Annotated in this window: 26 protein-coding genes; 14 read left to right on the top strand and 12 right to left on the bottom strand. The window is 54.1% G+C overall.

From position 1 onward, the window contains the following. The 3 genes from MVC73_RS00985 to MVC73_RS00975 form a co-directional block, all read right to left on the bottom strand. The gene (locus tag MVC73_RS00985; protein WP_297506155.1) at positions 1–3,372 is read right to left on the bottom strand and encodes a DNA-directed RNA polymerase subunit B; all 3,372 of its coding nucleotides are present in this window, start codon (positions 3,370–3,372) and stop codon (positions 1–3) included. A gap of 16 nt (positions 3,373–3,388) precedes the next feature. Next, on the bottom strand, positions 3,389–3,637 hold the full coding sequence (locus MVC73_RS00980) for a DNA-directed RNA polymerase subunit H (RefSeq protein WP_297506112.1): 249 nt from the start codon (positions 3,635–3,637) through the stop codon (positions 3,389–3,391). Between the two features lie 193 nt (positions 3,638–3,830). Beyond that, a complete protein-coding gene (locus MVC73_RS00975; RefSeq protein WP_297506111.1) occupies positions 3,831–4,511 on the bottom strand; it encodes a thioredoxin family protein in 681 nt (226 codons plus the stop codon). 129 nt (positions 4,512–4,640) lie between these two features. Between MVC73_RS00975 and MVC73_RS00970 the strand changes: the two genes are divergently transcribed. The 4 genes from MVC73_RS00970 (at position 4,641) to MVC73_RS00955 (ending at position 7,158) form a co-directional block, all read left to right on the top strand. Beyond that, positions 4,641–5,315, top strand: coding sequence for a transcriptional regulator (locus MVC73_RS00970; RefSeq protein ID WP_297506110.1), 675 nt, complete (start codon positions 4,641–4,643; stop codon positions 5,313–5,315). Further along, entirely contained in the window at positions 5,299–5,502 is a 204-nt protein-coding gene (locus MVC73_RS00965) for a 4Fe-4S binding protein (protein WP_297506109.1), read from the top strand. Before MVC73_RS00970 ends, MVC73_RS00965 begins: the two co-directional genes overlap by 17 nt. Continuing rightward, positions 5,499–6,686 (top strand): NAD(P)/FAD-dependent oxidoreductase, encoded by a 1,188-nt coding sequence (locus MVC73_RS00960; RefSeq protein WP_297506108.1) that lies wholly within the window; start codon positions 5,499–5,501, stop codon positions 6,684–6,686. Before MVC73_RS00965 ends, MVC73_RS00960 begins: the two co-directional genes overlap by 4 nt. 94 nt (positions 6,687–6,780) lie before the next feature. Next, complete coding sequence (locus MVC73_RS00955) at positions 6,781–7,158, top strand: hypothetical protein (protein WP_297506107.1); 378 nt, start codon at positions 6,781–6,783, stop codon at positions 7,156–7,158. Positions 7,159–7,160: 2 nt separating this feature from the next. On the opposite strand, the gene topA is transcribed toward MVC73_RS00955, so the two are convergent. Then, positions 7,161–10,820 carry a DNA topoisomerase I gene (topA, locus tag MVC73_RS00950; protein ID WP_297506106.1) on the bottom strand — a complete coding sequence of 1,220 codons (3,660 nt, stop codon included), beginning with the start codon at positions 10,818–10,820 and terminating at the stop codon, positions 7,161–7,163. A gap of 85 nt (positions 10,821–10,905) precedes the next feature. On the opposite strand from topA, the gene MVC73_RS00945 reads away from it, so the two are divergent. Continuing rightward, on the top strand, positions 10,906–11,817 hold the full coding sequence (locus MVC73_RS00945; RefSeq protein ID WP_297506154.1) for a hypothetical protein: 912 nt from the start codon (positions 10,906–10,908) through the stop codon (positions 11,815–11,817). Positions 11,818–11,828: 11 nt separating this feature from the next. Here MVC73_RS00945 and glyS read toward each other — a convergent pair whose 3' ends face one another. Next, on the bottom strand, positions 11,829–13,535 hold the full coding sequence (gene glyS, locus MVC73_RS00940) for a glycine--tRNA ligase (RefSeq protein WP_297506105.1): 1,707 nt from the start codon (positions 13,533–13,535) through the stop codon (positions 11,829–11,831). A 77-nt stretch (positions 13,536–13,612) separates the two neighbouring features. Then, complete coding sequence (locus MVC73_RS00935; RefSeq protein ID WP_297506104.1) at positions 13,613–15,901, bottom strand: alpha-amylase family glycosyl hydrolase; 2,289 nt, start codon at positions 15,899–15,901, stop codon at positions 13,613–13,615. A 172-nt stretch (positions 15,902–16,073) separates the two neighbouring features. Here MVC73_RS00935 and MVC73_RS00930 point away from each other — a divergent pair, with 172 nt between their 5' ends. The 3 genes from MVC73_RS00930 to MVC73_RS00920 all read left to right on the top strand — a co-directional run bounded on the left by MVC73_RS00930 (position 16,074) and on the right by MVC73_RS00920 (position 17,975). After that, the gene (locus tag MVC73_RS00930) at positions 16,074–16,304 is read left to right on the top strand and encodes an LSm family protein (protein WP_050003215.1); all 231 of its coding nucleotides are present in this window, start codon (positions 16,074–16,076) and stop codon (positions 16,302–16,304) included. A 14-nt stretch (positions 16,305–16,318) separates the two neighbouring features. Then, positions 16,319–16,510, top strand: a complete 192-nt coding sequence (locus MVC73_RS00925) for a 50S ribosomal protein L37e (RefSeq protein WP_297506103.1) — start codon at positions 16,319–16,321, stop codon at positions 16,508–16,510. A gap of 97 nt (positions 16,511–16,607) precedes the next feature. After that, complete coding sequence (locus MVC73_RS00920; protein WP_297506102.1) at positions 16,608–17,975, top strand: MATE family efflux transporter; 1,368 nt, start codon at positions 16,608–16,610, stop codon at positions 17,973–17,975. Positions 17,976–18,021: 46 nt separating this feature from the next. On the opposite strand, the gene MVC73_RS00915 is transcribed toward MVC73_RS00920, so the two are convergent. The 4 genes from MVC73_RS00915 to MVC73_RS00900 are packed head-to-tail and all read right to left on the bottom strand — an operon-like array spanning position 18,022 to position 21,251. Continuing rightward, positions 18,022–19,113: a VIT1/CCC1 transporter family protein gene (locus MVC73_RS00915; protein WP_297506101.1), complete on the bottom strand. Its 1,092-nt coding sequence runs from the start codon at positions 19,111–19,113 to the stop codon at positions 18,022–18,024. A gap of 1 nt (position 19,114) precedes the next feature. After that, the gene (locus tag MVC73_RS00910) at positions 19,115–20,245 is read right to left on the bottom strand and encodes a tRNA (guanine(10)-N(2))-dimethyltransferase (RefSeq protein WP_297506100.1); all 1,131 of its coding nucleotides are present in this window, start codon (positions 20,243–20,245) and stop codon (positions 19,115–19,117) included. Between the two features lie 41 nt (positions 20,246–20,286). Continuing rightward, positions 20,287–20,553, bottom strand: a complete 267-nt coding sequence (locus MVC73_RS00905) for a 50S ribosomal protein L35ae (protein ID WP_297506153.1) — start codon at positions 20,551–20,553, stop codon at positions 20,287–20,289. A 35-nt stretch (positions 20,554–20,588) separates the two neighbouring features. Further along, positions 20,589–21,251 carry an HAD family hydrolase gene (locus tag MVC73_RS00900; protein ID WP_297506152.1) on the bottom strand — a complete coding sequence of 221 codons (663 nt, stop codon included), beginning with the start codon at positions 21,249–21,251 and terminating at the stop codon, positions 20,589–20,591. 83 nt (positions 21,252–21,334) lie between these two features. Between MVC73_RS00900 and pepQ the strand changes: the two genes are divergently transcribed. The 4 genes from pepQ (at position 21,335) to MVC73_RS00880 (ending at position 24,000) form a co-directional block, all read left to right on the top strand. Next, positions 21,335–22,387 carry a Xaa-Pro dipeptidase PepQ gene (gene pepQ, locus MVC73_RS00895; protein ID WP_366938910.1) on the top strand — a complete coding sequence of 351 codons (1,053 nt, stop codon included), beginning with the start codon at positions 21,335–21,337 and terminating at the stop codon, positions 22,385–22,387. Positions 22,388–22,472: 85 nt separating this feature from the next. Then, a complete protein-coding gene (locus tag MVC73_RS00890) occupies positions 22,473–22,667 on the top strand; it encodes a hypothetical protein (protein WP_297506099.1) in 195 nt (64 codons plus the stop codon). Next, a complete protein-coding gene (locus tag MVC73_RS00885) occupies positions 22,657–22,917 on the top strand; it encodes a type II toxin-antitoxin system RelE/ParE family toxin (RefSeq protein ID WP_297506098.1) in 261 nt (86 codons plus the stop codon). The genes MVC73_RS00890 and MVC73_RS00885 overlap by 11 nt, the downstream gene beginning before the upstream one ends. 9 nt (positions 22,918–22,926) lie before the next feature. Then, positions 22,927–24,000 (top strand): mRNA surveillance protein pelota, encoded by a 1,074-nt coding sequence (locus tag MVC73_RS00880; RefSeq protein ID WP_297506097.1) that lies wholly within the window; start codon positions 22,927–22,929, stop codon positions 23,998–24,000. On the opposite strand, the gene MVC73_RS00875 is transcribed toward MVC73_RS00880, so the two are convergent. Both MVC73_RS00875 and MVC73_RS00870 read right to left on the bottom strand, forming a co-directional pair. Then, positions 23,987–24,361 carry a HEPN domain-containing protein gene (locus tag MVC73_RS00875; protein WP_297506096.1) on the bottom strand — a complete coding sequence of 125 codons (375 nt, stop codon included), beginning with the start codon at positions 24,359–24,361 and terminating at the stop codon, positions 23,987–23,989. The genes MVC73_RS00880 and MVC73_RS00875 overlap by 14 nt on opposite strands. After that, positions 24,358–24,675 carry a nucleotidyltransferase domain-containing protein gene (locus MVC73_RS00870; RefSeq protein ID WP_297506095.1) on the bottom strand — a complete coding sequence of 106 codons (318 nt, stop codon included), beginning with the start codon at positions 24,673–24,675 and terminating at the stop codon, positions 24,358–24,360. Before MVC73_RS00870 ends, MVC73_RS00875 begins: the two co-directional genes overlap by 4 nt. 93 nt (positions 24,676–24,768) lie before the next feature. Between MVC73_RS00870 and MVC73_RS00865 the strand changes: the two genes are divergently transcribed. Together MVC73_RS00865 and MVC73_RS00860 are read left to right on the top strand one after the other, a co-directional pair. Further along, positions 24,769–24,942 (top strand): hypothetical protein, encoded by a 174-nt coding sequence (locus MVC73_RS00865; protein WP_297506094.1) that lies wholly within the window; start codon positions 24,769–24,771, stop codon positions 24,940–24,942. After that, positions 24,942–25,355: type II toxin-antitoxin system VapC family toxin (locus MVC73_RS00860; RefSeq protein WP_297506093.1), on the top strand; the 414-nt coding region annotated here is incomplete at its 3' end. The genes MVC73_RS00865 and MVC73_RS00860, both read left to right, overlap by 1 nt.

Below are 25,355 nucleotides of genomic sequence, written 5' to 3'. Positions count from 1 at the left end.
TCACACCCTATCCTTCAATCTCAGGGCGGGTCTTATTACCATCGCCTTCAACTCGTCGAGGAGCAACTTAAACGCGTAGCTCATCTCAACCTTGCTTATTCTCTCCTCTTCACCGCATACCGGGCAGTAGACCTTTCCTCTGCGCTTGTCCTCCAAAGCTAAGTGCCCACAGTTCTCGCAGACCCACACTTCCGTCTTGTCGCTCTCCTCCAAGAGTCTCTCTATGAGCAGCATTGCCGCGCCGTGACCGACGAGCACGTCGCGCTCCATCTCACCAAAGCGGAGGCCACCTTCCCTTGCCCTTCCCTCTGTTGGCTGCTTGGTGAGAACCTGGACCGGACCCCTGCTTCTCGCGTGCATCTTGTCCGCGACCATGTGGTGCAAGCGCTGGTAGTAGATGACGCCTATGAATATGTCAGCCTCAAGCCTTCTTCCCGTTATGCCGTCGTACATAATCTCCCTGCCGCTGTGCTTGAAGCCGAGCTCCTCCAGCTCCTTCCTGAGCTTCTCCTCCGGCTCACCGATGAAGGCAGTTCCATCAACGCGCCTGCCCTTGAGAGAGGCGACCTTTCCGCCGATGGCCTCTATGAGCTGTCCGACGGTCATACGGCTCGGGATACCGTGCGGGTTGACTATCAAATCGGGAACGATACCGCTCTCGGTCCAGGGCATGTCCTCCTGCGGGACTATGAGGCCTATAACACCCTTCTGACCGTGCCTGCTCGCGAACTTGTCGCCCAGTTCAGGAATGCGGAGGTCCCTAACGGTTACCTTGACCAGCTTCGTTCCGTCGCCGGTCTCGGTGACTATAACTTTGTCAACGACACCCTTCTCGCTCGGCCTGACGGTCACGCTGGTCTCGCGCCTTCCCTGAAGGGCAACTCCTCCGAGACTGCTCTGCTCCTCAAGGAACCTCGGTGGAGATGTTCTTCCGACGAGGACGTCCTTTCCTTCGACCTTTGATTCGGGGAATATCAGGCCGTCCTGGTCAAGGTGGCGGTAGTATTTCTCCCCGAGGTAGCCCTGAATCGTTGGATCGGGAACCTCGAAGTTGTCCTTCTGGCCACCGAGGTAGCGCTTCTCCTCGGCCTCGTAGGTTCTGAAGAAGGTTGACCTCGCGAGACCGCGCTCGATTGATGCCTTGTTGATTATAACGGCATCCTCCATGTTGTAGCCGTGGTAGCTGAGAACGGCAACGATGAAGTTCTGACCGGCGGGCCTGTCCTCAAAGCCAACCGCCTTCATTATCCTTGAGTTGACGAGGGGAACCTGCGGGTAGTGCATGAGGTGGCCTCTCGTGTCAACCCTTATCCTGAAGTTGGCCCAGCCGAGACCTAGGCTCTGCTTTGCCATACCTGCACCGTATGTGTTACGCGGTGCAGCGTTGTGCTCTGGATAGGGGACGAGGGAAGCGGGAATACCGAGTATGGCAGCGGGCATCAGCTCCAGGTGGGTGTGCTCCTCTGTGACCTCCCACGGCCACGTTGCCACGTAGGCGTTCTCCTCCTCCTCCGCATCGAGGTACTCTATGACGCCCATCCTGATGAGGTCGCTCCAGGTGAGGGTTCCGTTCTTTATGCCCTCTATGTGCTCCCTCGTGAGTCTTGGCAAGCCGTTCTCAACTATGATGAGGGGCCTCCTGACCCTACCATCGTCGCTGTTGACGTATATCTCCCTGACTTCCTCCTCGCTATAGAGGGCCACGTTGATGACGTCGCTGATTTTGCCTTTCCTCCTGTCGATTCTGATCCTCCTGACGAGGGCCTCTCCATCCTCGATGGTTCCTATGAGGACCCCGTTGAGGTAAACCCTGTAAAGGCCCGGGGCAGGCCTTCTCTCCTCGATCGGAACGACGCCGAGGCGCGAGAGGTAGTTCCTGACCTCCTCCTCGGGAATGCCCGTGGTTATCTGGGACATCAAAGCAAGGTTCTTAACGAGACCACAGTTCGGGCCTTCTGGCGTTTCAGTCGGACAGATTCTGCCCCAGTGGGTTCCGTGAAGGTCTCTCGCCTCGAAGTGGGGCTGGTCCCTGCTGAGCGGTGAAGTAACGCGCCTGAGGTGGGAGAGCGTTGAGATGTAGTTCGTCCTATCCAAAAGCTGGCTTACACCTGTTCTTCCGCCCGGCCACGCACCGGTAGCGAGTGCATGCTCTATCCTCTCGCTCAGGACGTCCGGCCTTATGGAGTTCCTAACAAAGCGCTGTATGTTCTCGAAGGTGTAGCGCTCGCCCTTCCTCTGGTAGGTCTTGGTCATCTGGTACTGCATGTCTTTGACGAGCTGGCCGAAGGCAACGCGGAAGAGGTCTTTGAGGAGGTCTCCTGCCAGCTTGAGCCTCTTGTTGGCGTAGTGGTCCTTGTCGTCCTCACCGCGAAGACCGAGCGAAAGCTCCAGAACCTTGAGGGCCATCATACCAAGGTAGTAGGCCTTGGCCTTTCTATCCTTTTCCTCAACACCCATGTGGGGCAGGAGGTTGTTGTCTATTATGTTGTTGGCTCTCCTGAGTCTGTACTCCTTGGGCTGGCCCGGAAGGGAGAGCCTTCCAATGAGGTCGAGCGCCTCCTCCTGGGTTCTTATGTCGCTGGCATCTTCGAGGTTGTCAAAGAGCACCTGCTGTATCCTCGGGTCGTGGCTTACCGCCTCAACTATCTCTTTATCGCTGAGAAGGCCGAGGGCGCGCATTACGTAGACGAATTTAACTGGCTTGGGGACGTTGGGGATGGAAACGTAGAGTATCCCGTCCTTCTTCCTCTCGACGGTTATCAGGGCGCGGTAGCCGTGCCTGTATGAGAAGACCTTGGCAACTATCTTGTTCTGCCTCTCGTCCTTTTCAACGAGGGTCTTATTGGGGGCGAGGTCTTCGATAGAAACTATAACCCTCTCGGAGCCGTTTATTATGAAGTATCCTCCAGGGTCTCTCGGGTCTTCACCAAGTTTTATGAGTTCTTCATCGCTCAGGCCGTAGAGCCTGCAGGCCTTTGATTTCAGCATTATCGGGAGCTCACCAATGCGAACTTCAACGCTTTCCTGCTCGATTCCGTTGACGATGGGTATCATCTCAAGGTAGAGCGGGGCCGAGTATGTCAGGTTCCTTATGCGGGCATCCATTGGATAGAGGGGCCTTCTCTGGCCCTGTGCCTCCTGAAACTCGGGCTCTCCAATCCTTATCCTCCCGAACTTGACCTTGAAGTTGGGTATGTCAGGGACTACTTCCCCGAACTCGTTGATGACCTCCTGGAGTCCGTGGTCTATGAAGGCGTTGTAAGAGTCAAGGTGCTGTCTCACAAGGCCCTTTTCCTTCCAGTAGGATTCCATAACAAGCCAGAGCTCATCAGGGGTTAAGAGGGGCTCGGAAACGGTCGGTCCTCTCGCCATAAGCATCACCTCAGAATCAGTCCTCCACCACGAGGCGGTAATAGTAGTAGTATCCCGCCGTCGGGCTCTTCCGCTTTATCTCAATAACATCCCCGGGCTTCGCGCCGAGCGCCACAACAGCCGGGTCAGAAGCCTTTATCTGGGGGAGCTGGGAGATTTTTATGCGGTATCTCCTGAGAAGCTCCTCCTTCTCCTCCTCGCTGAGCACCCTATGTTCGGGAACTAACTCATGGGTGAATATGTCAAACTCCTTTTTCGTGGCCACCGAGAACTGCCCCCTTAACATTTTTATAGAACGATTTCACTACACCCACCTGCGGGTTCTCATATATAAGCTTTTCGAGTAGTATCTCCTTTGAGAGGGTTTATATCGGTTGCGTAAACTTTAAGAACCGTTTTTCAGCCCGTTTCGGTTCGTTGATGTATTTTTATGTTCACTGAGAAAAGATGAGGAGAAATCACTCAATAGCCGCCAAAAGCTTCTCAAGGAACATCTTCTCTGGATAGGCACCCTCGAACTGAACCTTGTCTTCGCCATCGACCTGGATGACTATCTTCGGAACGGCCATGACGCTGTACTGGTCGGCCCACTCTGGGTACTCGATTGCCTCAACCATATCCCCGAGAATCTTGCCCTTTCCGGCAAGGGTGTTCTCGATGGCGAACTTGTGGGCCATTCTCACTGCCAGCGGGCAGTAGGGGCAGGTTGGAGTAACGAAGACAAGTATTCTAACGTCCCTGTCAATTTCGCGAAGGGCCTCCTTGCTGTCGGGCATCAGGTCGGTGGTGCCGTTGCTGACGTCGACTATATCCTCAAGAAAGGCACCGAACTCGTGTCCCGCCGGAAGACCGAAGTAACGGACGCCCATATCCTTTCCGTCCTGGGTTATGGTAGTGGCCGGAGCACGGTCAATCCTGTATTTTTCTGCTATCTCCTTACCCTCTTCGCTGTCGAAGTCGACAACCTCGTAGGTAAGCTTGTCGGTAAGCTCGCTCAGCTCCTGAACGAGCTGCTTGAGCTGGTCGCAGTACTGGCAGTGCTCCCTGCCCGTGAAGACAATGAGCTTGACCGGACTGGTCATTTTCGAGAAGAACTCCTCCCTAATTACCTTCTTGTCGGCATCGCTTATCAGTCCCATCACCAATCACCTCATAAGGTTTATAACCATCAGAGCGCACTCCTTCTGGGTTTAAATACCCAGGTTTGCAACTTAAGGTTGAATGTCCACTATATAAGCTTTGCGTTACAGGTTTGGGTGGTGTTGGGCATGGGTGAACCGGACATATTTTATATCCTCGGGAACAGGGTGAGGAGGGACTTACTGAGTCACCTCACCTGCACCGAGTGCTACTTCAGCTTTCTGAGTAGCAAGGTGAGCGTTTCTTCCACGGCCGTTGCAAAGCACCTTAAAATAATGGAGCGCGAGGGCATTCTGAGGTCATATGAGAGAGAGGGCCCCTTTATAGGGCCCGCGAGAAAATACTACGACATAGCCATCTCAAAGACCTACCTCGTCACACTCACACCGAACATATTCTGGTACAAATCCCTCGACCTCTCCCCGAAACAGGTTGAGGAGGGCCCGCTCCCCGGTCTTATCGAGGACTTCCTTGAGCTCTCGGACGAGCTGAAGGCCCTTCTTGAGAGAATGGCCGAGGTAGAATCCACCAGAGACTCCCTGATGGCGAAGATCAAGGAGAAGTACCTCAAGGAAGTTGGTGACATGACCGAGCTGGCGATACTCCACTATCTCCTCCTCAACGGCTCGGCGACGGTTGACGAGCTCTCCGACAGGCTGAACATCAAGGAGCGGGAGGTTCTTCTGAAGGCCCGCGAACTGGACAGGTTCGTACCGTTAAGGATAAAAGACGACAAGATTGAAATCGACAGGGAAAGGTTAAAACAAAGGATTGGCGGTGAAACCGATGCCGGAGAAGATTAGGGTCGTTGTAAACGAAGACCGCTGTTATCTCTGCGGTGGCTGTGCCGGAGTCTGCCCGACGCTCGCTATAGAGGTGCACTCGACCGGCTGGGAGTTTCTGCAGGACAAGTGCATAAGCTGTAGGATATGCATAAACGCCTGCCCCGTTGGAGCGCTGAGTGCTGAGCCCCTGGAGGTGAGCGAATGAGCTGGAAATACGATGTTGTCGTCGTCGGTTCTGGAATTGCTGGTCCGATAATAGCGAGAAACGTTGCCAAAGCCGGTTTTTCAGTCCTTCTCATAGACAAGAAGTGGGCGATAGGAACGCCTAAGCAGTGCGCCGAGGGGATAAGCGTAAAGGTCTTCGACAAGTACGACATTCCCTACGATAAGCGCTTCATCAACCGCGAAATCTACGGTGCAAAGCTCTACTCCCCTAGCGGCTACGAGCTTGAGCTCCGCTATAAGGAGGTCAGCGGTGTAATCCTTGAGAGAAAGGTCTTCGACAAGATGCTCGCTTACTACGCAGCTAAAGCTGGTGCCGACGTTCTGGCCAGAACCGAGGCCCTCGACGTCATAAAAAAGGACGGCAAGATTGTTGGAATAAAGGCCAAGCACGAGGACGAGCCAGTCGAGGTTTACGCTGACATAATCGTTGCCGCCGACGGTGTCGAGAGCACGATAGCTAGAAAAGCGGGCATAAACACCTACGCTCCGCCACACGAGTTCGATTCAAGCTACGAGTACGAGATGCTCATAGAGGGCTTTGATCCGGACCTAATCCACCTCTGGTTCGGCAACGAGGTAGCGCCAAGGGGCTACGTCTGGGTCTTCCCGAAGGACGAGGACAGGGCCAATGTGGGAATAGGTATCGCCTCAGACCATCCGGAGACCGCTAAGTACTACCTCGACAAGTGGCTGAAGGAGAACAAGATTCCAATGAGGAAAATCCTTGAGGTCAACGTTGGAGTGGTTCCCGTTGGTGGCTTTGTGAAGGAGCTGGCAAAGGACAACGTTGTTGTCGTTGGCGATGCGGCCAGACAGGTCAACCCGATGCACGGCGGTGGAATGGCGGAAGCTATGGAGGCTGGAACCATAGCGAGCAAGTGGATTGTGAAGGCACTGGAAGAGGAGAACATCTCGCTCCTCCAGAACTACACGAAGGAGTGGTGGGAGACCGACGGGAAGAGGCTTGAAAGAGTCCTTAAGGTCAGGCGCGTTACGGAAAAGCTAACGGATGAAGACCTCGACCTGTTCATCCAGATCCTCAGCGGTGCCGATGCGGAGAAGATAGCCAGCGGAGACTACGTCGAGGTGATAAAGACCCTCCTGAAGAACCCGAAGGTTCTCATGAGCAGGAGGAGGCTGAGCCTTCTCAGACAGCTCCTCTGAGGTTTATTATATCCCCCTCTTTTCTTCTGGTTCCCTAGAAAGTTTAATTAAGTATTGGAGCAGAGAAGTATTATCTAACTTTGGGGGTGTGGGAATGCCCGCTGGGATGGGATTGGGGATCTTAGGTGTAGGTGCCATAGGAGCCCTCGGGGTACTCGTGTTCCTGATAGCATTGTTTATCGCAGGGCTCTTTCTGTACTTCGGGGCCAAGCTGGTGGGCATTGAAAACGCAACCATCGGCAAGTCCATGATAGCAGTCCTTGGAGGCGGAATACTGGGGGCCATACTATCAGTTGTACCTGTTATAGGGTGGCTCCTTGGGATAATAGGCTTCATCTGGGTCATAAAGGCAGTTTTCAACACGAGTTGGCTAAGGGCTTTCCTGGCGTGGATAATGACCATCGTTGTGGTGGTTATCACAGCACTTATTTTGGGTGCGATTTTTGGCCTCTCCCTTCTGGCGGTTCATTGATTTCATGTTTTCCACTCCTTGCACTTCATATCCAGGCATATCTCGTACTCCCTGCCCTTCTCGCGGATTTTTACCACCGGTGCACCGTTACAGCAGGTCTTTCCGGTTGGGATGACCTCACCGCGCTGGAGAATCGGATATGTTACATCGCACTTCGGCCAGTTGGAGCAACCGACGAACCTCTTTCCTGTTTTTCTGTTGTATTTGAGCACTAAATCGCCACCGCACTTCGGGCACTTCCCGAGGACGAGCCTTTCCTTCGCCGTGGCCTTTTTGCTTTCGGTGGCTTTTGAAGAACCCCCGGACTTTTCAACCTTCACGGACTCCTTTGAGGTTGTGACCCCAGTTCCCGTCGTTTCGAGGAGCATCCTGCCAATGTCAAGTTCTTTCTCCTTGAAGACCTTGAGGATTTTTACCAGCTGTTCCCTGCTCTCCTCGATGACGTCTTCCTTTCTCGCTTTCCCGGCCATTATCTCTTCCATCTTCTCCTCGAAGGCCCTCGTCAGTTCGACGCTCACTATGTCGGGCACGTTTTTTTCGAGGGCCTCCACAACGCGCATTCCCAGTGGGGTGACCTTTATCTTCTTCTTGCCCTCGATGTAGCCCCTCTGGTAGAGCGTCTCAAGGATTTGAGCGCGCGTTGCTTTCGTTCCTATCCCCAAATCCTCCATCTTCTTGATGACGGAAGCCGGTGAGTAGCGTGCTGGCGGCTTCGTCTTCTTCTTCTCGCGCTTTATCTGGATGACCTTCACCGGCTCGCCCTCCCTGAAGGGCGGAAGGATTACCTCGTCGAACTTGACGTACTTGCCGTAAACTTTAAGCCAGCCCTCCTTTAGGGTTCTGGCTCCGCTGAGGATGAAGCGGTGGTTGTTGGAGTTTATCACGACCTTCACCGTCTCCCTCACCGCGGGCTCCATGAACAAGGCGAGGAAGCGCCTGACTATCAAATCGTAGAGGTTTTGCTCGTCCTTCGTCAGCTCCCCGGGCTTAGGCAACTCTCCCGTTGGGTAGATTGCCGGATGTGCAGGGTCTTCCTTTTTTCCCTCAACGGGCCTGAGCTTTTCTTTGCCCAAAAGCTCATGGGCGAAGGGCTTGTACTGGGGGAGTTTCGCGAGGTTCTGGATTATCGAGCGGAAGTTGAGGTTCTTTGGGAGCTTCTGGGATGAGGTGCGGGGGTAGGAGCAGTTGTGGACAACGACACCGTTTGCTATGAAGTTATGGTACTCATCAACGACCAAGTCGTAAACTTTACCGTGGTAGTGGAACTTTTTGATTTCTTTTATCGGGAGAACGTAGACGTCTCCAGTGGCAATCCTGAGGAGGTCCTCGTCGATTAGGTAGTCCTTAATTCTCTCTAACTTGTCGAGGCTTATTCCCCTCCTATGGGCCGTTTGGTTAGACATGTCAAACTCCTTCCAAAGCACGTTGCTGGTCCTTAATTTCCCCTTCCAGTTCTGGACTCTGAGAACACTGTAGTGATGGGAATACGATTTTTTCTTCCGGATGGCGACCTTTCTAACCCTTTCGAGGTCTTGTCTCTTTACCATGATGTAGTCCCGCATGACGTTGTAGAACCGAAGGGCATCGCGGGAGTAGACCTTGAGCTCGTAGGCAATGAAATTGCCCTGCCTGTCCTTCTTTTCCCAGAGGTAAGTACCAACGCCGAGCAGTTGCCACATGAGTTTGACGGTGTATATAGCCTGCCTGTTCTTTGACGTCAGCACAATCTGGGGGGAGAGGGATCTTTTGCTTCCCGTTGGTTTCATACCGATGTGAGCATCGGCGTCGTAGTAACCGGCGAGGAAAGAAGCCATCCACTCAGGCTTTGACAGCACTATGCCGTGAATTCTGAAGACCTCGGTTTTGTTACCATAAGGACATCCGAGGAGCTCAAAGAGCCTCGTTAATGACTTACTGCGAAGGATTATCATCCCGTACTTCTCGTCGTATGAGAAAGGAATACCGAGTGCGTCGGCGACCCCTTTGATTGCCTTAATGGTTTCTTCATTCCTTTCCTTCGCGGAAATCGTTATGGTGCCCTTCCGTTCCAAGTGGCCATCCCCAAGGACGAACCCGTAGAGGTACCAGAACTCCTCACCGAACTCGAATCCCACCGGGGAGAGAGAGGTACTGTATGAGAATCCCCTGAAAACTTCCTTTACCTCTTCTTTGGAGATTACTCCCCTCTCAATGAGGAACCTGAAAATCGGAACCGGCATCTTGCCCCGGAGGTATTTGTAGTAGGTTGGTTCTTTGATTCCGAACCTCCGCAGGATTTCTACCTTCAGCCCGGCCCTCTTGATTCTTTCCCTCAAGATACTGCCAAAGGAGGGCTCGTAGAGAATGTAGTCCTTCATTGACGTGGCGTTTCCGAGAATGAACTCGAACAGTCGGGGAGTTTCATCAGAACCCTGGAACTCACGGCGATTCAGGAAGAGCACCACCTGGTCGTCGTCCCTTAACTCCTCCGCGGGTACGAATATCAGCCTGTCTTCCCTGTAGACCAGAACCGGGTGGTCACCGGTGAGGTAGAGCTCCGTCCTATCGCCTAGGACAACCCTGTACATTGGCTCGTCCGCATCCCTCTCAAGGAGCCTGTATCGGGCCCTCGACAGTTTAAGGTCAAAGTCAAGGGCAAAAACCTCACCCTCCTTAGGCAACTCCCCGATTTTTCTAACTCCCTCGGGAGTTGGTATAAGTGAATCCGGATGGAGACAGTATCCCTTCTCGTACAACTTCTGTGCAATCTCTAAAGTCTTCTTCGGGCTGTATCCGAAGGCAGAATAAGCCTCCCTCTGCAGGGTTCCGAGGTCGAAGGGGACTGGGGGGTTCCTCTTCTGCTGTTTGACATCAACTCTCTCGACGAACGCCGGCCCCTTCTTAGCTTCCTCGACTATTCTCTTGGCCTCGTTTTCGTCAAAGATTCTTTCCTTCTCGTAGGTTGCCGTGTAGGTTTCCCCGTTCTTCTCAAGGAGCATCCTGATGACCCAGTACGGGGTCGGCTTGAAGTTCTGAATTTCCCTTTCCCTGTCGACTAGGAACTTCAAAGTCGGCCCCTGAACCCTTCCCGTCGAGAGAACCATCCATTTTCCGCTCGCGCGCTTTATCGCAGAGGTGAGAGCACGAGAAAGGTTTACACCCCAGTACCAGTCCAAAACGTGGCGCGCTATTCCAGCATCGGCCATGCCAAAGTTTATCGTCGGTTCCATGTTGTACCATGCCTTCAGGAGGTCTTTCTTCGTTAAAGCCGAGAACTTCATGCGCTTCGCCTTTGAGGGGTCAACGCCGCAGGCGTATTTGAGGGCGGTGTAGCCTATTACCTCTCCCTCGGTGTCGTAGTCACAGGCAACGACGAATTCATCAGCCCGCTTTGCGAGCGTTGCCAGCGCCTTGATGTAGTCCTTCGCGTAGCCCTTGCCCTTTTCGGCAACGTAAACGGGTACCCATTCGATGTCGAAGACGGGATAGCCATAGGTTTTAGTTTTTGGTGCCAGAGAGAAGAGATGGCCAACTGCAGGGGCAGCGATGACCTTCTTTCCATCGCGCGTGAACTCGTAATAGGAAACCTTTCCTATCGTCTTCCTCACGGGTTTGCCTTCAGCTAAGGCGTAGGCTATCTTTCTGGCTACGTTGGGCTTCTCGGCGATGATGAGCGTTACCATGACGACACCTTGGTTGATTTTGCCAGGGGTTATAAAAATCCTGCGAAGGATTTATAACGTCACCGGAGAAGGGCCTCCGATGGCCATGCTCAGCGTGGGCGGTGTCCTCGTCCGGTTCGAGGGTGAGCTCGACGACGGCTTTGTGGATGGCTTTAGAGGGCTCTTCGCGAGGCGCTACCTTCCCGACGTCCGGCCCGCCGAGGGAAAGCCGGACCTCATCGTGGAGCGCTTTAAGGGGGCTCCCTTCAGGGTCTTTGGGTCAATATACGATGTCGGGGGCATTGACAGGCACAAGCTCGAATCAGACGTTCCCTCAGCTTACACCAACGAGGCACCGGTCTTCTTCCTTCTTCAGGCGGTGGCTAGGGCCGGGGCGAGAAAGGGGAGGGTTTTCGTCACCGACTCGGTGAGCGTGCTGAACCCCGAGGGAAGGGCGGTTCTCTTCGTCGGCTATCCCCACACGGGAAAGAGCACGGTCTCTGCCATAGCCCACTCGGAGGGCCTTACGGTCCTCAGCACGGAGAACACCGTTGTCGAGGTCAGGGATGGAAAGCTCTACGTGGTTGGTGGAACTGAGGTTCTCGTCTATGACCCGAGGATAGAGGACATCTACGGTGTCAGCATAGAGTATGACGAGACGACGAGGAGCGGTTACAGGATAGTTGATTTGGCCGACGGGAGGAGGGAGAGGCTCCTGAGGAGAGGCGTTGAGGTCGAGAAGATAGTGGCCCTCCACGCGGCCTTCGGTGCCGGGCCTGCCAGTTTTTCCCCGCTCAGGGGCAGGAAGATAAAGAAGACCCTCTGGTACTTCGCGACGTCCCTCCTCAAGGGAATGGACTACTATGAACCGGCTCCCCTATACATGCCCATGAGCGACCCAATAAACGAGAACCTTAACGCCCTCCTCGACGTCGCGGAGAGAGACTACGCCGGAAAAATGCTCGAAGCCTTCGGGAACCACCGGGACGTCTTCGTGAGGACGGTGCTCTTCGTCTAAAAGGGATAAAATCAACCGAAAATCAGCTCCCTCAGCTTTTGGGGAAGTTCCTCTATTTTAACCCTCACCTGTTCCCTCGTATCGCGGTCGCGGATTGTGACGGTATTATCTTCTGGCGTCTGGTTGTCGATTGTGACACAGTACGGCGTTCCAATCTCGTCGTATCTCAGGTAACGCCTCCCTATCGTGTCCTTCTCGTCGTAAACCACTATGAAGCCAGCTTTCTGAAGGGTTCTGAAGACGTCATAGGCTATGCTCTTGAGCGGTTCCTTGGCGACGAGCGGTAAGACCGCAACTTCAATCGGCGCCATGTCCTTCTTGAGCCTGAGGTAAGTCCTGTCCTCCTCGATAACCAGAGAGTTTTCAAGGAGCAGGTAGAAGGGCCTGTCTATACCGAAACTCGGCTCTAAAACATGGGGCACTATCTTCTCTCCCGTTACCTTCTCCTCAACCTCCCTGATTACGAAGTCGTCCCTCTCAAGCTCGTAGCCCTCGATGGTGACTTTTCCTTCCTTCTCAAGGAGCTCCGCTAACTCGCGCTTCTTCTCCTCGTTCCAGCCCTTTATCATTTCGTTTATTCTCTTTGCGTCTTTCCTGAGCTTCGGACCGACGCGCTTCATGTTGAGGGAAACTTCCAGTCTTTTCACGATTTTTGGCTCGTCGTAGTGGATGAGGACTGTTAAGTCAGCCCCGCTCTCGCGCATATGCCTGCTCAGGTCATAGTCACCCCTGTTGGCTATTCCAACGCACTCAACCCAGCCGAAGCGCTCGCTGTGAATTTCGGCATCCCAGGTGTCGCGCGAGTAGTGGGCCCTCTCCTCCGGCAGCTGTTGCCTGAAGCGTATCTTGTCCTCTGGAATGCCTATGTCGAGGAGGGTTCTCTTGACCATGACGAGATAGTAGGCGAAGAGCTCGTTCATCAGGTAGCCCTTCTCTACGGCTTCTCCAGCAGTTAGCTCTATCTCTCCGAGGTTCTTGAGCTGGTTCTCTATCGGGTAGAGCCTAAGCTTTTCGTCTTTAACCTCCTTGAAGTGCGGATGACCTGTTTCTTTCGGATTGAAGAATATCTCCGCCTCCGCCTGCGTGAACTCCCTCAAGCGGAGCATCCCCTGCCTCGGAGAAATCTCGTTGCGGTAGGCCTTTCCAATCTGGAAGACGCCGAAAGGCAGTTTGTTCCTCGCGAAGTGAGCTAATCTTTTGAAGTTGACGAACATGCCCTGGGCAGTTTCTGGCCTTAAATAACCCTTCTGGTCGCCGTAGGGGCCGATTCTCGTCTCGAACATGAGGTTGAAGTACCAGACGCCCGAAAGCTCCCCACCGCACTCGGGACACTTTATGCCGTTCTCCCTTATGAGCCTCGTGAGCTCTTCAGCGGAGAGCCCCTCGGCGTCTATTCCTAAGGCCTCTTCAACGAGGTGATCTGCCCTAAACCTCGCACCGCACTTCTTACACTCGACCAAAGGATCAACGAACTTCTCAACGTGACCGCTCGCTATAAACACCTTCTCCGGCGTTATGTCGGGCGTTTCAACCTCGAAGAAGCCCTCCCTCTGGAAGGCCTCCCTTATTTTCTGCTCGATTTTCCTCTTTATCGTCGCCCCGAGTGGACCGTAGTCATAGAATCCGCGTGAGCCACCGTAGATTTCAAAGCTCCCCCAGGCAAAGCCCCTCCTCCTCATCAAATCCTGTAAAATCTCGTACTTATCTGGTTCTCCCATCGCTCACCACCTGAAACTGGAGAGAGGGACTTCATAAAAATGTTTTGGAGAACATGGAGGCAAAAATTGAAGGAGCTTCAGCCCCTCTCAAGGACGAGGACGCTTATCGGGGGCACTTCGATTTTCCCTGAAACGGGGGATTGCTTGTACTCCGCGGGCCAGATGACTCTCCACTCTCCGGGCGGGAGTTCTATCCCAGCTGGTTTTCTCCAGGCGTTCGCTACAACGAGAACCTCGTCGTCGTGCCCCCTGAAGAAGGCTAAAGCCCCGTCCTTCGCGGTGTAGAAGCGTATCGCACTGCTCCTTAAGGCAGGAACATCCTTCCTGAGCTTCGCAAGGGCCCGGTAGTGGTTCAGCACGTCTTCGTTCACCTCGTCCCACTGTATCGGGTAGCGCTGCTCGTCGTAGTGGTTTTTATCCCCAAGCAGACCCCTCTCGTCGCCCTGGAAGGTCACGGGCGTCCCCGGAAGGGTGTAGAGGAGGGTTGAGAGGAGTTTGAGCCTCTTTATGGACTCGTTGCTTGGTGTGTCCCCAAGGGAACCGCCCCCGAGGTCGGTGAGAACCCTCGATGTATCGTGGGAGTCAACGAGGTTGAAGCCCATCGCAACGACGTTCTCCCCGTAGCTCGCGTAATATCTCCCTAGCATCTTAAGCGTCGCCCTCCCGCTCAGGTAGCCCCTCGCGTAGTTCAGGAGAATATCCCTGCCAAGGGCGTAGTTCATGAGCGAGTCGAAGCGGTCTCCCTTAACCCACTCAGCCGAGAGCGTCCATATTTCCCCGATAAGGTATGCATCCGGCTTCTCGGCCTTGACCCGCTCCCTCAGCTCGGAGAAGAAGGTTTCCGGATCCAGAACCTCGTTGGGAACGTCAACCCTTATTCCGTCGAAGCCGACCTCAATCCAGTGCAGGGCAGCGCCAATCAGGTACTCCCTAACCTCCGGGTTGGCCGTGTTGAGCTTGGGCAAACTCCCAATCCCCCACCAGCCGATGTAAGCTTTTCCGTCGCCCAGCTTGAAGGGCCACTTTTTGATGAAGAACCAGTCCCAGTAGGGGCTCTGGTTGCCTTTCTCCCAGACGTCGAGGAAGAAGGGGTTTCCTATTCCGCAGTGGTTGGGCACGAAGTCGAAGATTACCCGTATTCCCCTCTTGTGAGCCTCATCGAGGAACTCCCTGAGCTCTTTTTCGGTTCCGAACTTTGGGTCGAGTTTGTAGTAGTCGTAGGTGTCGTAGCCGTGTGCACTTCCGGAGAGTGTAATCGGATTGAGGTAGATTATCGTGACGCCGAAGCTCTGAAGGTAGTCGAGCTTCCCGGTTATGCCCGCTATGTCGCCTCCAAAGTACTGGTGGCAGCAGTGGAGGGGCGTTATCGGGTCGCTCCAGTTGGAGAGTATCGGCTTCCCAGGATGAACCTGATTGAGGAGTAGCTCGTCGTGGTCTAGGGCGAGGAGGTCGTTGCTCCTGTTCCCGTTGTTGAACCTGTCCGGGAATATCTGGTATGCTATCCCGTTGCTCACCCACTCCAGCTGGGGGAAGCGGTCAACGCCGTCGAAGCTGAAGAAGGGATTTTCACTCGTGTTCAGGACGGCAAACCTCTCCCCATCGGTCGAGTTGAGAAGAATGTAATACCTGAGGGGCTCAAGGAGGGGAACCTCAGCGCGCCACATCTCTCCGGAGTCCCACCAGACTTGGAGCTCCATCGTGTAGTTTCCCCTGTCCGTCACGAGGAGAGCGGAGCTTACAGTTTTCCTCTTCGCCTTGAACCTTATCACCGTCCTGTTGTTGGCGACGCTCAGATATGCCGGGTCGTTCGGCTTGAAGTCCACGTAGAAGGTCGCACTGCCCTCAACGATACGCACCGCGTTCTTTCCGCCGTAGCCATCGTTGACGTAACCGTCCGCTTCCGGATCGTAGGGCCGTCTGGTGCCGTCGTCTGACATGTCCTTGACCCACTGGCCGTCGATGAAGTACTTGTACTGGTACTTTCCGGGAGCGAGGCAGACGGTCGTCTTCCAGACTCCCTTCTCCTCCTTCATCGGCCACTCGCCCCAGTTGTTGAAGCTCCCGCGCAGGCTGACTGAGATGACAGTCCTGTTCCCGGGGTCGTATGTGAACGTAACCGGAACCCTCCCTGAGGGACAGCCCTTTCCCGAGGAGTAGAGGGGCGTGTAGCCGGAGGGTGGGGCAGAGCTGAGGTTTTCAGACCTGGAAGTCTGGGTGGAGCTTTGGGAGACGGAAGAGAAGGTGCTCTGCGTTGACGTTTGCGAGAAGCTGGTGGTGTGAGTGAGCGTCCCCTGGGAGGAGAGGCAACCCGAGGCAACTACGGCGAGCAGGAGGAGAAGAATGATTGCGGTTCCCTTTCCCTTCATTCGACCACCTTAGTCACTGATGGTGATACAGTGTTATATGGTTTTCCCCGGATTGCAGTGTAGGGGTGGGCACTTTGAAGGCCCTTTCCGTGAGTGGAGGAGCGGGGGAAAGAGTTATAAACCGTTCCCCTCGTTAAGGCTATGAGCTTTGATTGTTTGGAGGTGCGTGAAAATGGCGGAAAGACCACTCGACGTTATTCACAGGTCCCTTGACAAGGACGTCCTCGTGCTCCTCAAGAGGGGTGGCGAGTTCAGGGGTAAGCTCATCGGTTATGACATCCACCTGAACGTTGTCCTCGCCGATGCGTCGCTCATGCAGGACGGCGAGGAGGTTAAGAAGTACGGTAAAATCGTCATAAGGGGAGACAACGTCCTCGCTATTTCCCCCGTTGAGATCGAGTGAAGGAGGTCTGAGCTATGGGCTCTGGAACGGCACCGAAGGGCAGGAGGAACCACACTCCGACCCACATCAGGTGCAGGCGCTGCGGTAGAAGGGCTTTCAACGTCAAGAAGGGCTACTGCGCAGCCTGTGGCTTCGGCAGGAGCAGGAGAATGAGGAAGTACAGCTGGAGCCACAAGTGGAAGAAGAAGAGGAACCTCAAGTACTGACCTTTTTTCTCTTCATCATTTCTAGCGTTTCTAGCTCCCCGGAGCCGCAACCCTTATTAACTAAAATGTCCTTCTCCCCGTTTAGAGGGACGTCTTAATGATGCTCACCGAGACCCAGCGCAGGATATGGTCTCTGGCCTGGCCGGCGATAGTTGCCAACATCTCCCAGACGCTTCTCAACCTAGTGGACACCCTGATGGTCGGCCACGTTAGTGCTCTGGCTATAGCCTCCGTCGGGCTGGGGGGACAGGTAAGCTGGTTCATGTTCCCGATAATGATGACGGTCTCGGTTGGAACGCTTGCCCTCGTTGCCCGGTTCGTGGGCGCGAAGGACTTCCCGGGGGCCGAACTCGTTCTTGAGCAGAGCCTTTATTTGGCGTTTCTCCTCGGAATCCCGGTCATGCTCTTCGGCTGGTTCTTCGGTGATGATGTTCTCCGGATAATGGGGGCAAGGGGAGAGCTTTTGAAGCTGGCCTACGCCTACTTGAAGGTCGTCTTCCTCTTCTACCCGATACGCTTCATCCTCTTCACCGCCAACTCAGCACTGAGGGGGGCAGGCGACACGAAGACGCCGATGAAGGTGGGCATCCTTATGAACGTCCTCAACGCGACCTTTGACTACCTCTTAATCTACGGTGAGCTGGGCTTTCCGAGGCTCGGGGCGGTTGGCGCGGCTTGGGCTTCGGGAATCGGAATAACCGTTGCCACGGCAGTGGTTATGATGTTGCTCTTCTCGGGAAGGCTCATCATCCGCTTCAGACCCGCGTGGCGCTTTGAATGGACTATGGTTAAGAGGATAGTGAGGATTGGAATCCCAACGCTTGTAGAGCGCGGTCTCTTCAGCTTCTACAACTTCCTCTACATGAGCATCGTTACCCGCTTCGGTGACGTTGCTCTGGCGGCCCATCAGATCGGACTGAGAATAGAGAGCATAGCCTACATGCCGGCCTTTGGGTTCAACGTTGCTTCATCCGCGCTGGTCGGCCAGAACCTGGGGGCCGGAAGGCCAGACGAGGCCGAGAGGACGGTTAAAGAGGCCCTGAAGATGGTGACGGTCTTCATGTCGGTTATGGCCTTCGTCCTCATCGCCTTTCCCCGCTACCTTGTGATGCCTTTCCTTACAAAAAGCGACCCCCATTACAACGAGGTTCTGAGTTTGGCTGTTATATACCTTCTGATAGTCGGGATAAGCGAGGTTCCCCTCGGATGGGTCTTCGTCCTCAGCGGTGCCCTCAGGGGGGCTGGAGACACCAAGAGCCCGATGTACGTCACAGCGGTGAGCAAGCTCCTCTTCCGCATAGTGCCCGCCTACCTTCTCGGTTTCGGCTTTTCAATAGGTCCGCTTCACTTCAGGGGATTGGGTGTCGTCGCGGCATGGATAGCAATGAGCCTTGAGACCTTTACCAGCGCCCTCTTCTACTGGCTGATATTCAGGAAAGGAAAGTGGAAGTACGTGAAAGTTTGAGGGCGTGGCGAAAGCTGGAAAAACGGCAGAAAAGCTGGTTTCGCCCCTACAGTGCCGAGACGTGGAAGACGGCCTCCATCAGCCTTCCGAAGAGGTAACTCAGGAAAGCCGCGCCGAGGCCAGTTGACACCATCTCAAAGGCCTTCTTTTTCACCGAGATGCCCGAGAGGAGCGCTATGATCGAGGCAACCACCCCCAGCACCGTGCCGGCAAGAACCACCGAGAGCGCCAGAGCCGTCAGTGAGCTCGACGCTATGAAGTAGGGGCTCACTGGGAAGGCGACCCCGATGAGGTAAGAGAGCCCAGTGTAGAGCGCAGCTCTCACTTCGTTCTCCTCGGTTTCGGGGAGTAAGAGCCTCTTTACTGCCTCCGGTCTTTCCCTGAGCTTTTCGGCTATCTCCTTTGCTATCTCCTCGGGCAGGCCTCCTTCCCTAAGCCGGTCGGTCAGCTCCTCAAGGGCCTTTTCCGGGGAGACCTCGAAGAGGGCCTCCATCCTTGAGCGCACCGATTCTTTGACCTGCCTCTGGGAGCGCACGGAAATGAAGGCACCGATGGCCATTGACAGCGCCCCTGCGATGCCGACGACGAGTCCGCTGACACCCACCAGGGTTGGCCTCGTTGGATAAACAGCTGACAGACCCGTGACGGCTCCGAGTAGCTCAACAAGGCCGTCGTTCATCCCGAGGATGAGGTCCCTTATGTGCTCGACGTGGAACCTCTTCTCCTCCTCCCTGAAGAACTTCTCGTGCTCTATCTCGTCGAGGATAACCCGCCTGAGTATCCGGACTTCTTCCTCGTCTAACTGTCCGGAGAACTCCCTGAGAAACTGGAAATATCGCTCTATGGCGCTGTTTTCGCCCATCTCAAGGAGGGAAGCAACGACTCCCACCCCAAGAACCCTTCGAAGGAGCTTGACGCCGAGGAGAGTTACCCCGCTGACCTTTGGTTTTGGTGGCTTCCTTCCCCTCTTCTCAAGAACACTCCTCCAGAACTCTGCGTGCCTCCTTTCAAGCTCCGCCAGCCTTTCAAGTTCTCTTTTTATTCTCTCGTCCCTTTCTCCCCTGGCGAGCTCCTCGTAGAGGGTCGCGTCGGCCCATTCGTTAATGTAAAACCTCTCAACGAGCCTGAGGGCATCCACCTTAACCACCCCTCATAGCGTTCAGGACTTCCTCAAAGGGAGCGTCCGTCTTTATGGCCGTCGGGGAAAAGTGGGTCCTCGTTGCCCTGTAGCCGAGCCCCCTGAGCTTCTCGATTACCTCTCCAATCTTCCTTACCTCAAGGCCGTTCTTCCTCGCCAGTGCATGGGTGTCGTAGTGGAATGGGACGTCGAGCTCCTCCGCTAGGAGTTCAAGGAATGGGATGGTCTTTCTGTGTCCGAGGGTATGGTTTCTCGCTTCCTTTAGGATTTTCTCAACCACTTCGACGTCCTTTAGAGGGCCGAGCCACATCGGGCCGTGGGCCCCGGGTTTCGCCGGTAGGAACTCCAGGGAGTACTCGAACTTTCCCCTTTCGTCCTGCCACAGGTAGCCGAGCCTGGCTAGGCTCTCCTCGGCCTTTCTGGCACCGCTCTTCAGCCGGAGGAAAGCTCTGAAGTAGTGGTCGCGGTAGTAGGCGAGTAAAACATCAACGCCGAGGTCGTACTTGGCCGCGTACCTGGCGACCGTCCCTATGAGTATCCTCAGCCCCGCTTCGTGGCACAGCTCACCCCTTATCGGCTCCGCAAGGTAGTTTTTCCTGCAGGCCCTCCTGTAGGCGCCGCAGAGGACCCCCGTATCGGTTGCGGTGAGGGCTAAAATCCCCCTCCGCCTGACGCTCCTCAAGGCCGTGTCGAGGAACTCCATAGGTGAGCCAAAGGGGTCAAGGTCAAGGAGGTCAAAGTAGCGGAACTTCTCGGCCATCAGAAGGTTGGCATCCCCGAGGTTCGCTATTACCTCCTTCTCCCCCCGGAGAAAGGCCCGCTTTCCCCTCTCCTCAAGGCTTCCACTGAAGTTCAGGGCGATGTTCCTCTTCATCAGCTCGAAGGCCCTCTCGTTTATGTCGTTGAGCCATACTTCCTCTGCCGGGCTTTCGAGGGCGTACCTGATGCCCCTTATCCCGGTCGCGGAGAGGGCGTCGAGAACCCTCTTCGGCGAAGTTACCCTCGCCAAGAGGACGCTTATGTCCCTGTTAAGGGCCATCACGGGGTTGTAGAAGACCGGCGCGTCGTAAATCCTCTCCGCCTTTGGAACCAAAATCCTCGCAAGTCCCTCCCTTACCTCTACAAGCTCCATTCTCCCACCGAGAAAAGAAAGGGCTGGAGCCTTAAAGGGTTTTAGATTATCTCGACGATGTCCCCGAGGGCCTGTCCGGGCAGGCCCGGGTTGAAGTAGGCCTTGACCTCTCCCCGGTTCCCGTGGGTCTTGATGACCTTTCCGACCATTTTCCTGCCCGTTGGGGTTTTCCAGATGACCTTCCTGCCTATGAGGCTTGAGGCACTTCCCCTGTCCTCGATTCCGAGGGGCTTGAGAATCATCCGGTGGTTGTCCTGGTGCTCGTGAGAACCCGCGTAGGAGAGGACGACCGCCTTTACTCTGGCCATCGCCCTCACCCGGATTAAGGTCTCGGCTCCGATTTTTAAGCTTTATCCAGGAACTCACTCAGGCCGTCGTCTATCTCAAGGACGTCCCTTATTGATCTAATCTTTATGAAGTTCTGCCTCTCGAAGAGCAGGGCAACATCGCTCTTGTAGGGAGAAGCCTTCTGAACCAGAAGGGTATTCTCATCGAGGATGTAGGTGAACCTCGCAGGGCTGTCATCAACCCACACAAAGGGCTCTTCAGGATAGAGCTCCCTCAGCGTCTGGAACTTCACCAGCATGTCCTTGGTTCCCTTGAAGGTTATGACTTCATCAAACTCCTCGTACCAGTTGGTCTTTTTCATGAAGATGACCTTTCCCCCGGGGTAGGTATGCTCCCCGGAGAAGCTTATTACCCTCCTTCCTCGCTTCCTGAGTTCCCTGACGACCTGCCGAGCGAAGGGAAAGTCCTTGATGTATTTGGGCATGAGCTTGTAGTACTCATGTATCGTGCCCTGTGCCACGAGCTCGTGGATTACGCCGAGATGCTGGTAGGTCAGCTTTCCCTTAATGAAGAGGAACAATGCTTTGTAGTACTCGTCGTATAGGTCGCTCTCTATTACAGCTGGAATTGTCTTCTCAATGGCGAGCCTCAAAGCCTTCTCAACGGCCCCGGTGCTGTCGACGAGCGTTCCGTCGAAGTCGAAGAGATAGACCGTCATCTCGGGCACCGTTATTCCTTGGTGACCCCTCTTTATATCCCTTCCGAAACCGTTTTATCCAAAGGGGAATACTGCCTCCGGTGATAGAGATGAGAATCGAAAAACTCAGAGAGTTCATAGCCGGGAAGGAACTCGACGGAATTTTGATAACCCACAGGCCAAACCTCTATTACTTCACGGGCTCTTCCCCGGTTCTCGGTGGCTACCTCGTTGTAACGCCGGATGAGGCAGTTTTCCTAGTTCCGGAGCTGGAATACGAAGAGGCAAGAGAGACATCAAAGGTGCCCGTTGAGAAGTTCAAAACCGGAAAGGAACTCTACGAGAGACTTTCGTCCTTCAAACTCAGGAAACTCGGCATCGAGGGAAGAACGAGCTTTTCTACAATAAAGACGCTGAAGGAGAAGGCCAGCGTTGAGGACTTCACGGCGGTTGATGACGTCATCAAGGAGCTCCGCATCATCAAAACTCCCGAAGAGCTTGAGGTTATTGAGAGGGCCTGCAGGATAGCCGACCAGGCGATGATGGTCGCTTTAGAGGAGATAAGCGAAGGCAGGCGCGAGAGGGAGATAGCGGCAAAGATGGAGTACGCAATGAAGATGAACGGCGCTGAAAAGCCAGCCTTCGACACGATAATAGCTAGCGGCTGGCGCTCGGCTTTGCCCCATGGGATAGCGAGCGACAAGAGGATAGAGCGGGGGGATTTGGTTGTTATCGACGAGGGCGCTCTCTACGGACACTACAACTCGGACATGACGAGAACCATCGTTGTCGGTTCGCCAAACGAGAAGCAGAAGGAAATCTACGAGATTGTTTTAGAGGCCCAGAGGAAGGGCGTTGAGGAAGCAAGGCCAGGCATTACCGCCAAAGAGCTCGACACCCTCGTGAGAGACGTCATAGCGGAGTACGGCTACGGCGACTACTTCATCCACTCAACCGGTCACGGAGTCGGCCTTGAGATACACGAGTGGCCAAGGGTGAGCCAGCAGGACGAGACCGTTCTAAAGCCCGGCATGGTGATAACGGTCGAGCCGGGCATCTACATCCCCAAGTTCGGTGGAGTTCGCATAGAGGACACCATCGTCATCACCGAGAAAGGTGCCAGAAGGCTCACCAAGACCGAGAGGGAGCTCATCTGACTACTGTTTTTCACTTTAGAGAGTGAGAATGAAGGGCTCCAAAAATTTTATGAGGTGGTTTGAATAAAAAACAGCGGGGAGTGTCATGGAGAACGTCGAACAGGTCATTCTTCAGGAACTGAGGGAAATCAAGGAAGAACTCAGGGTACTGAACTCCAAGATTGACAATTTCGCTGGATACTTTGATGTGGACAAGAAGGAACTGCAGGAGCTTCTAGAGGAGCTGGAAGAGACCAAGAGGAATGGGGTTCGCCTAGAGGAGATCCTCGATGAGCTATGAGGTAGTGCTATCCCGGAAAAGCCTGAAATTTTTGAGAAACCTATCTCCTAAAGACAGGGCGAGGATAAAGGAATCCCTGCTCAAACTTAGGGAGAACCCGTGGTCAATGCAATACAAAAAATTGAAAGGGTATCCTTTCTATCGAATTCGAGTTGGGGATTACAGAGTTATCTACAGTGTTGATGAAACTTCCAAGACAGTCTATGTGATCAGAATAGGCCGTAGAGGAAACGTTTACAAAGACCTCTGAGGTGATATCATGCAGATAATCGAGGAGAAGCCCAAGGAGGGCAAGGTAAAGGTAAAAGCCGAGACGCTCGATGACCTCTGGCACCTCTACCACATAATCGACCCCGGCGATGTAGTTTACGCCAAAACCCTCCGCAAGCAGGCCCAGAGGAGCGATTCTCTGAGGGCCGAGAAGGTTGAGGTAATTCCGGTTTTCCTCGGCGTTAAAGCGGAAAAGATAAACTTCCACAAGTTCGCGAATCAGGTGCGCGTTACAGGACCAATCGTTTACGCGAGCAGGGAGGACGTTCCCCTCGGAAAATACCACACGATAACCATCGAGGAGGGAACTGTCGTTACCATTCAAAAGCCCCGCTGGAAGGAGCACCACATTGAAAGGCTGAAGGAAGCCGTCGAGGCCTCGAAGCGCGCGAGGGTGATGATAGTCGTCATCGATGAGGGCGAGGCTGATATGGCCCTCGTGAGGGAGTACGGCGTTGAGATTCTCAACAGCATACGCTACAACCTCGGCGGGAAGCGCTACAATACCGACCGCGAGAGTGAAGAAAAGCGGTTCTTCCACGACGTTGCAAAGACCATGGAGGAGGTCATGAGGCGCGAGAAGGTCGAGAAGGCCATCGTTGCCGGCCCCGGCTTCGTAAAGGAGGACTTCTACAAGTTCCTGAAGGAGAATTATCCGGAGCTTGCCAAAAGGGTCGTCATAGAGGACACGAGCGTGACGGGAAGAACGGGAATCTACGAGGTCATAAAGCGCGGAACGGTGGAGAGGGTCTACCACGAGAACAGGGTTGCCAAGGAAATTCAGCTGGTCGAGAAGGTGCTTGAGAACATAGCTAAAAACAACGGCTTGGTTGCCTATGGTCTTCGGGAGGTGGAGGAAGCGGTTAACTACGGGGCCGTCGAGACGCTTTTGGTGCTCGATGAGCTCCTCAAAGGAGAGCACAGGGAGAAGATCGAGGAGCTGATGGACGCGGTGAGGTATTCGCGCGGTGAAGTGGTGGTTGTCAGCTCTGAACATGAGGGCGGTGAAAAGCTCAAGGCCTTAGGCGGTTTGGCGGCCCTGCTGAGGTTCAGGGTGAGGTGAGCTTTCTTTTTACAAACTCTAAGGCAAACTCCGCGAGTTTTATTGCGTTCTCCGCCTCTTCTCGGTTTGGCTCGTGAAGTGTTGGGTATCTGGCCTCCACAGCGTAGGCGGTTAGGATATCAACGTCTTCGTTGAACAGTTTCGTGAAGTCAGGATCAACATCAGAACACAGGATTATAAGTTCACCAATGTCATGGGTTCGCTTAATAGGCCTCCCTCTGGCGACCAAAAACGCCTTCAACGCTTTCTCTGCACACTGCTGGGCGTGGAATGAAGCAAAGTCATAGTACCCAAGTTCCAAACTGTGTTTTGCCAGCACTAAGTCTTTCTTGGCTTTGTTTAACCACTCTCTGAAGCTCAAACCCTGAGGCCATCCCTCAGCGCGTAGTAGTAGACGAATCCCCTGTCTTCCTTCACCTTCTCAAGTTCACCCTTCGAGATGAAGAGGATATCCGCCTTTACCCCTTTGAAGAGAAGCTCCCTGTGGATGAGTTTGTACGCTTCAAGCTCGGTTTTCCTTGACACGGGCTCCGAGAGAACAACTAAAACGTCCCAATCGCTGTCTTTCCTGAAGTCACCCCGCGCCCTCGAGCCAAAGAGGATTATCTCATCCACCTTAAGTCCGAGCTTCTTGGAAACTTTTTCAATAGTTGCTTTGATAACCTTAAGGCTCATGATACTTGGGTTAAATCCCACTCTATTTATTCCTTTCTGCACCCTTCGGCTTCCTCCGGAAGGTTTATTACCCGTTGGAGCGTATTTTCGCACATGAGCGAGATAGTCGTTAAGGTTCCGGAGGGAGTTGATGAAACGCTCGCCCGAGTCGCTATAGAGAGGTTACTTCGGCGATTGAAAGTCGCCAACGAAACCTTCGGGGCTGTCAAGCCGAGGAAAAAGTCCAGTAAGCTTGTTTCCGAGGCCGATGACGTATGGACCGTGTGATGCTCGATTCGAACGTTATACTAAAGCATCTCTTCGGCGAACACAGCATCTCAAGGCTCCTCGCCCTTACCGAACCCTACTATAACGATATTGTTTATTCCGAAGTTCTCTACTTGCTTATCAGGAACGAAACCGGTGAAAGGCCTTTTACACTCAAGAGAAGACCGGAGCTCGTTAGGAGATCCTCTGGAGCTTTGACACCAGCTCTCAGGCTGTTCAAAGTTCTGAACTACTCTCCCACAACCGAGCACACATTATGGGAAGCCGAAAGACTAATCCAACGCTACGGCCTACTTCCCGGTGATGCTATAATAGATGCTATAATACTGGCTAATTGTATGGAAACTGGATTAGACGCGCTCTTAACGTGGGATTCAGACCTCCTTAAGTGGGGAAATAAAGTTTCGAAGTGC

This window comes from Thermococcus sp. (assembly GCF_027052235.1).
In the GTDB taxonomy this organism is placed as follows: Archaea; Methanobacteriota_B; Thermococci; order Thermococcales; family Thermococcaceae; genus Thermococcus.
The sequence above is the reverse complement of the archived record's forward strand: the minus strand, read 5'-3'. Positions and strand labels throughout refer to the sequence as shown.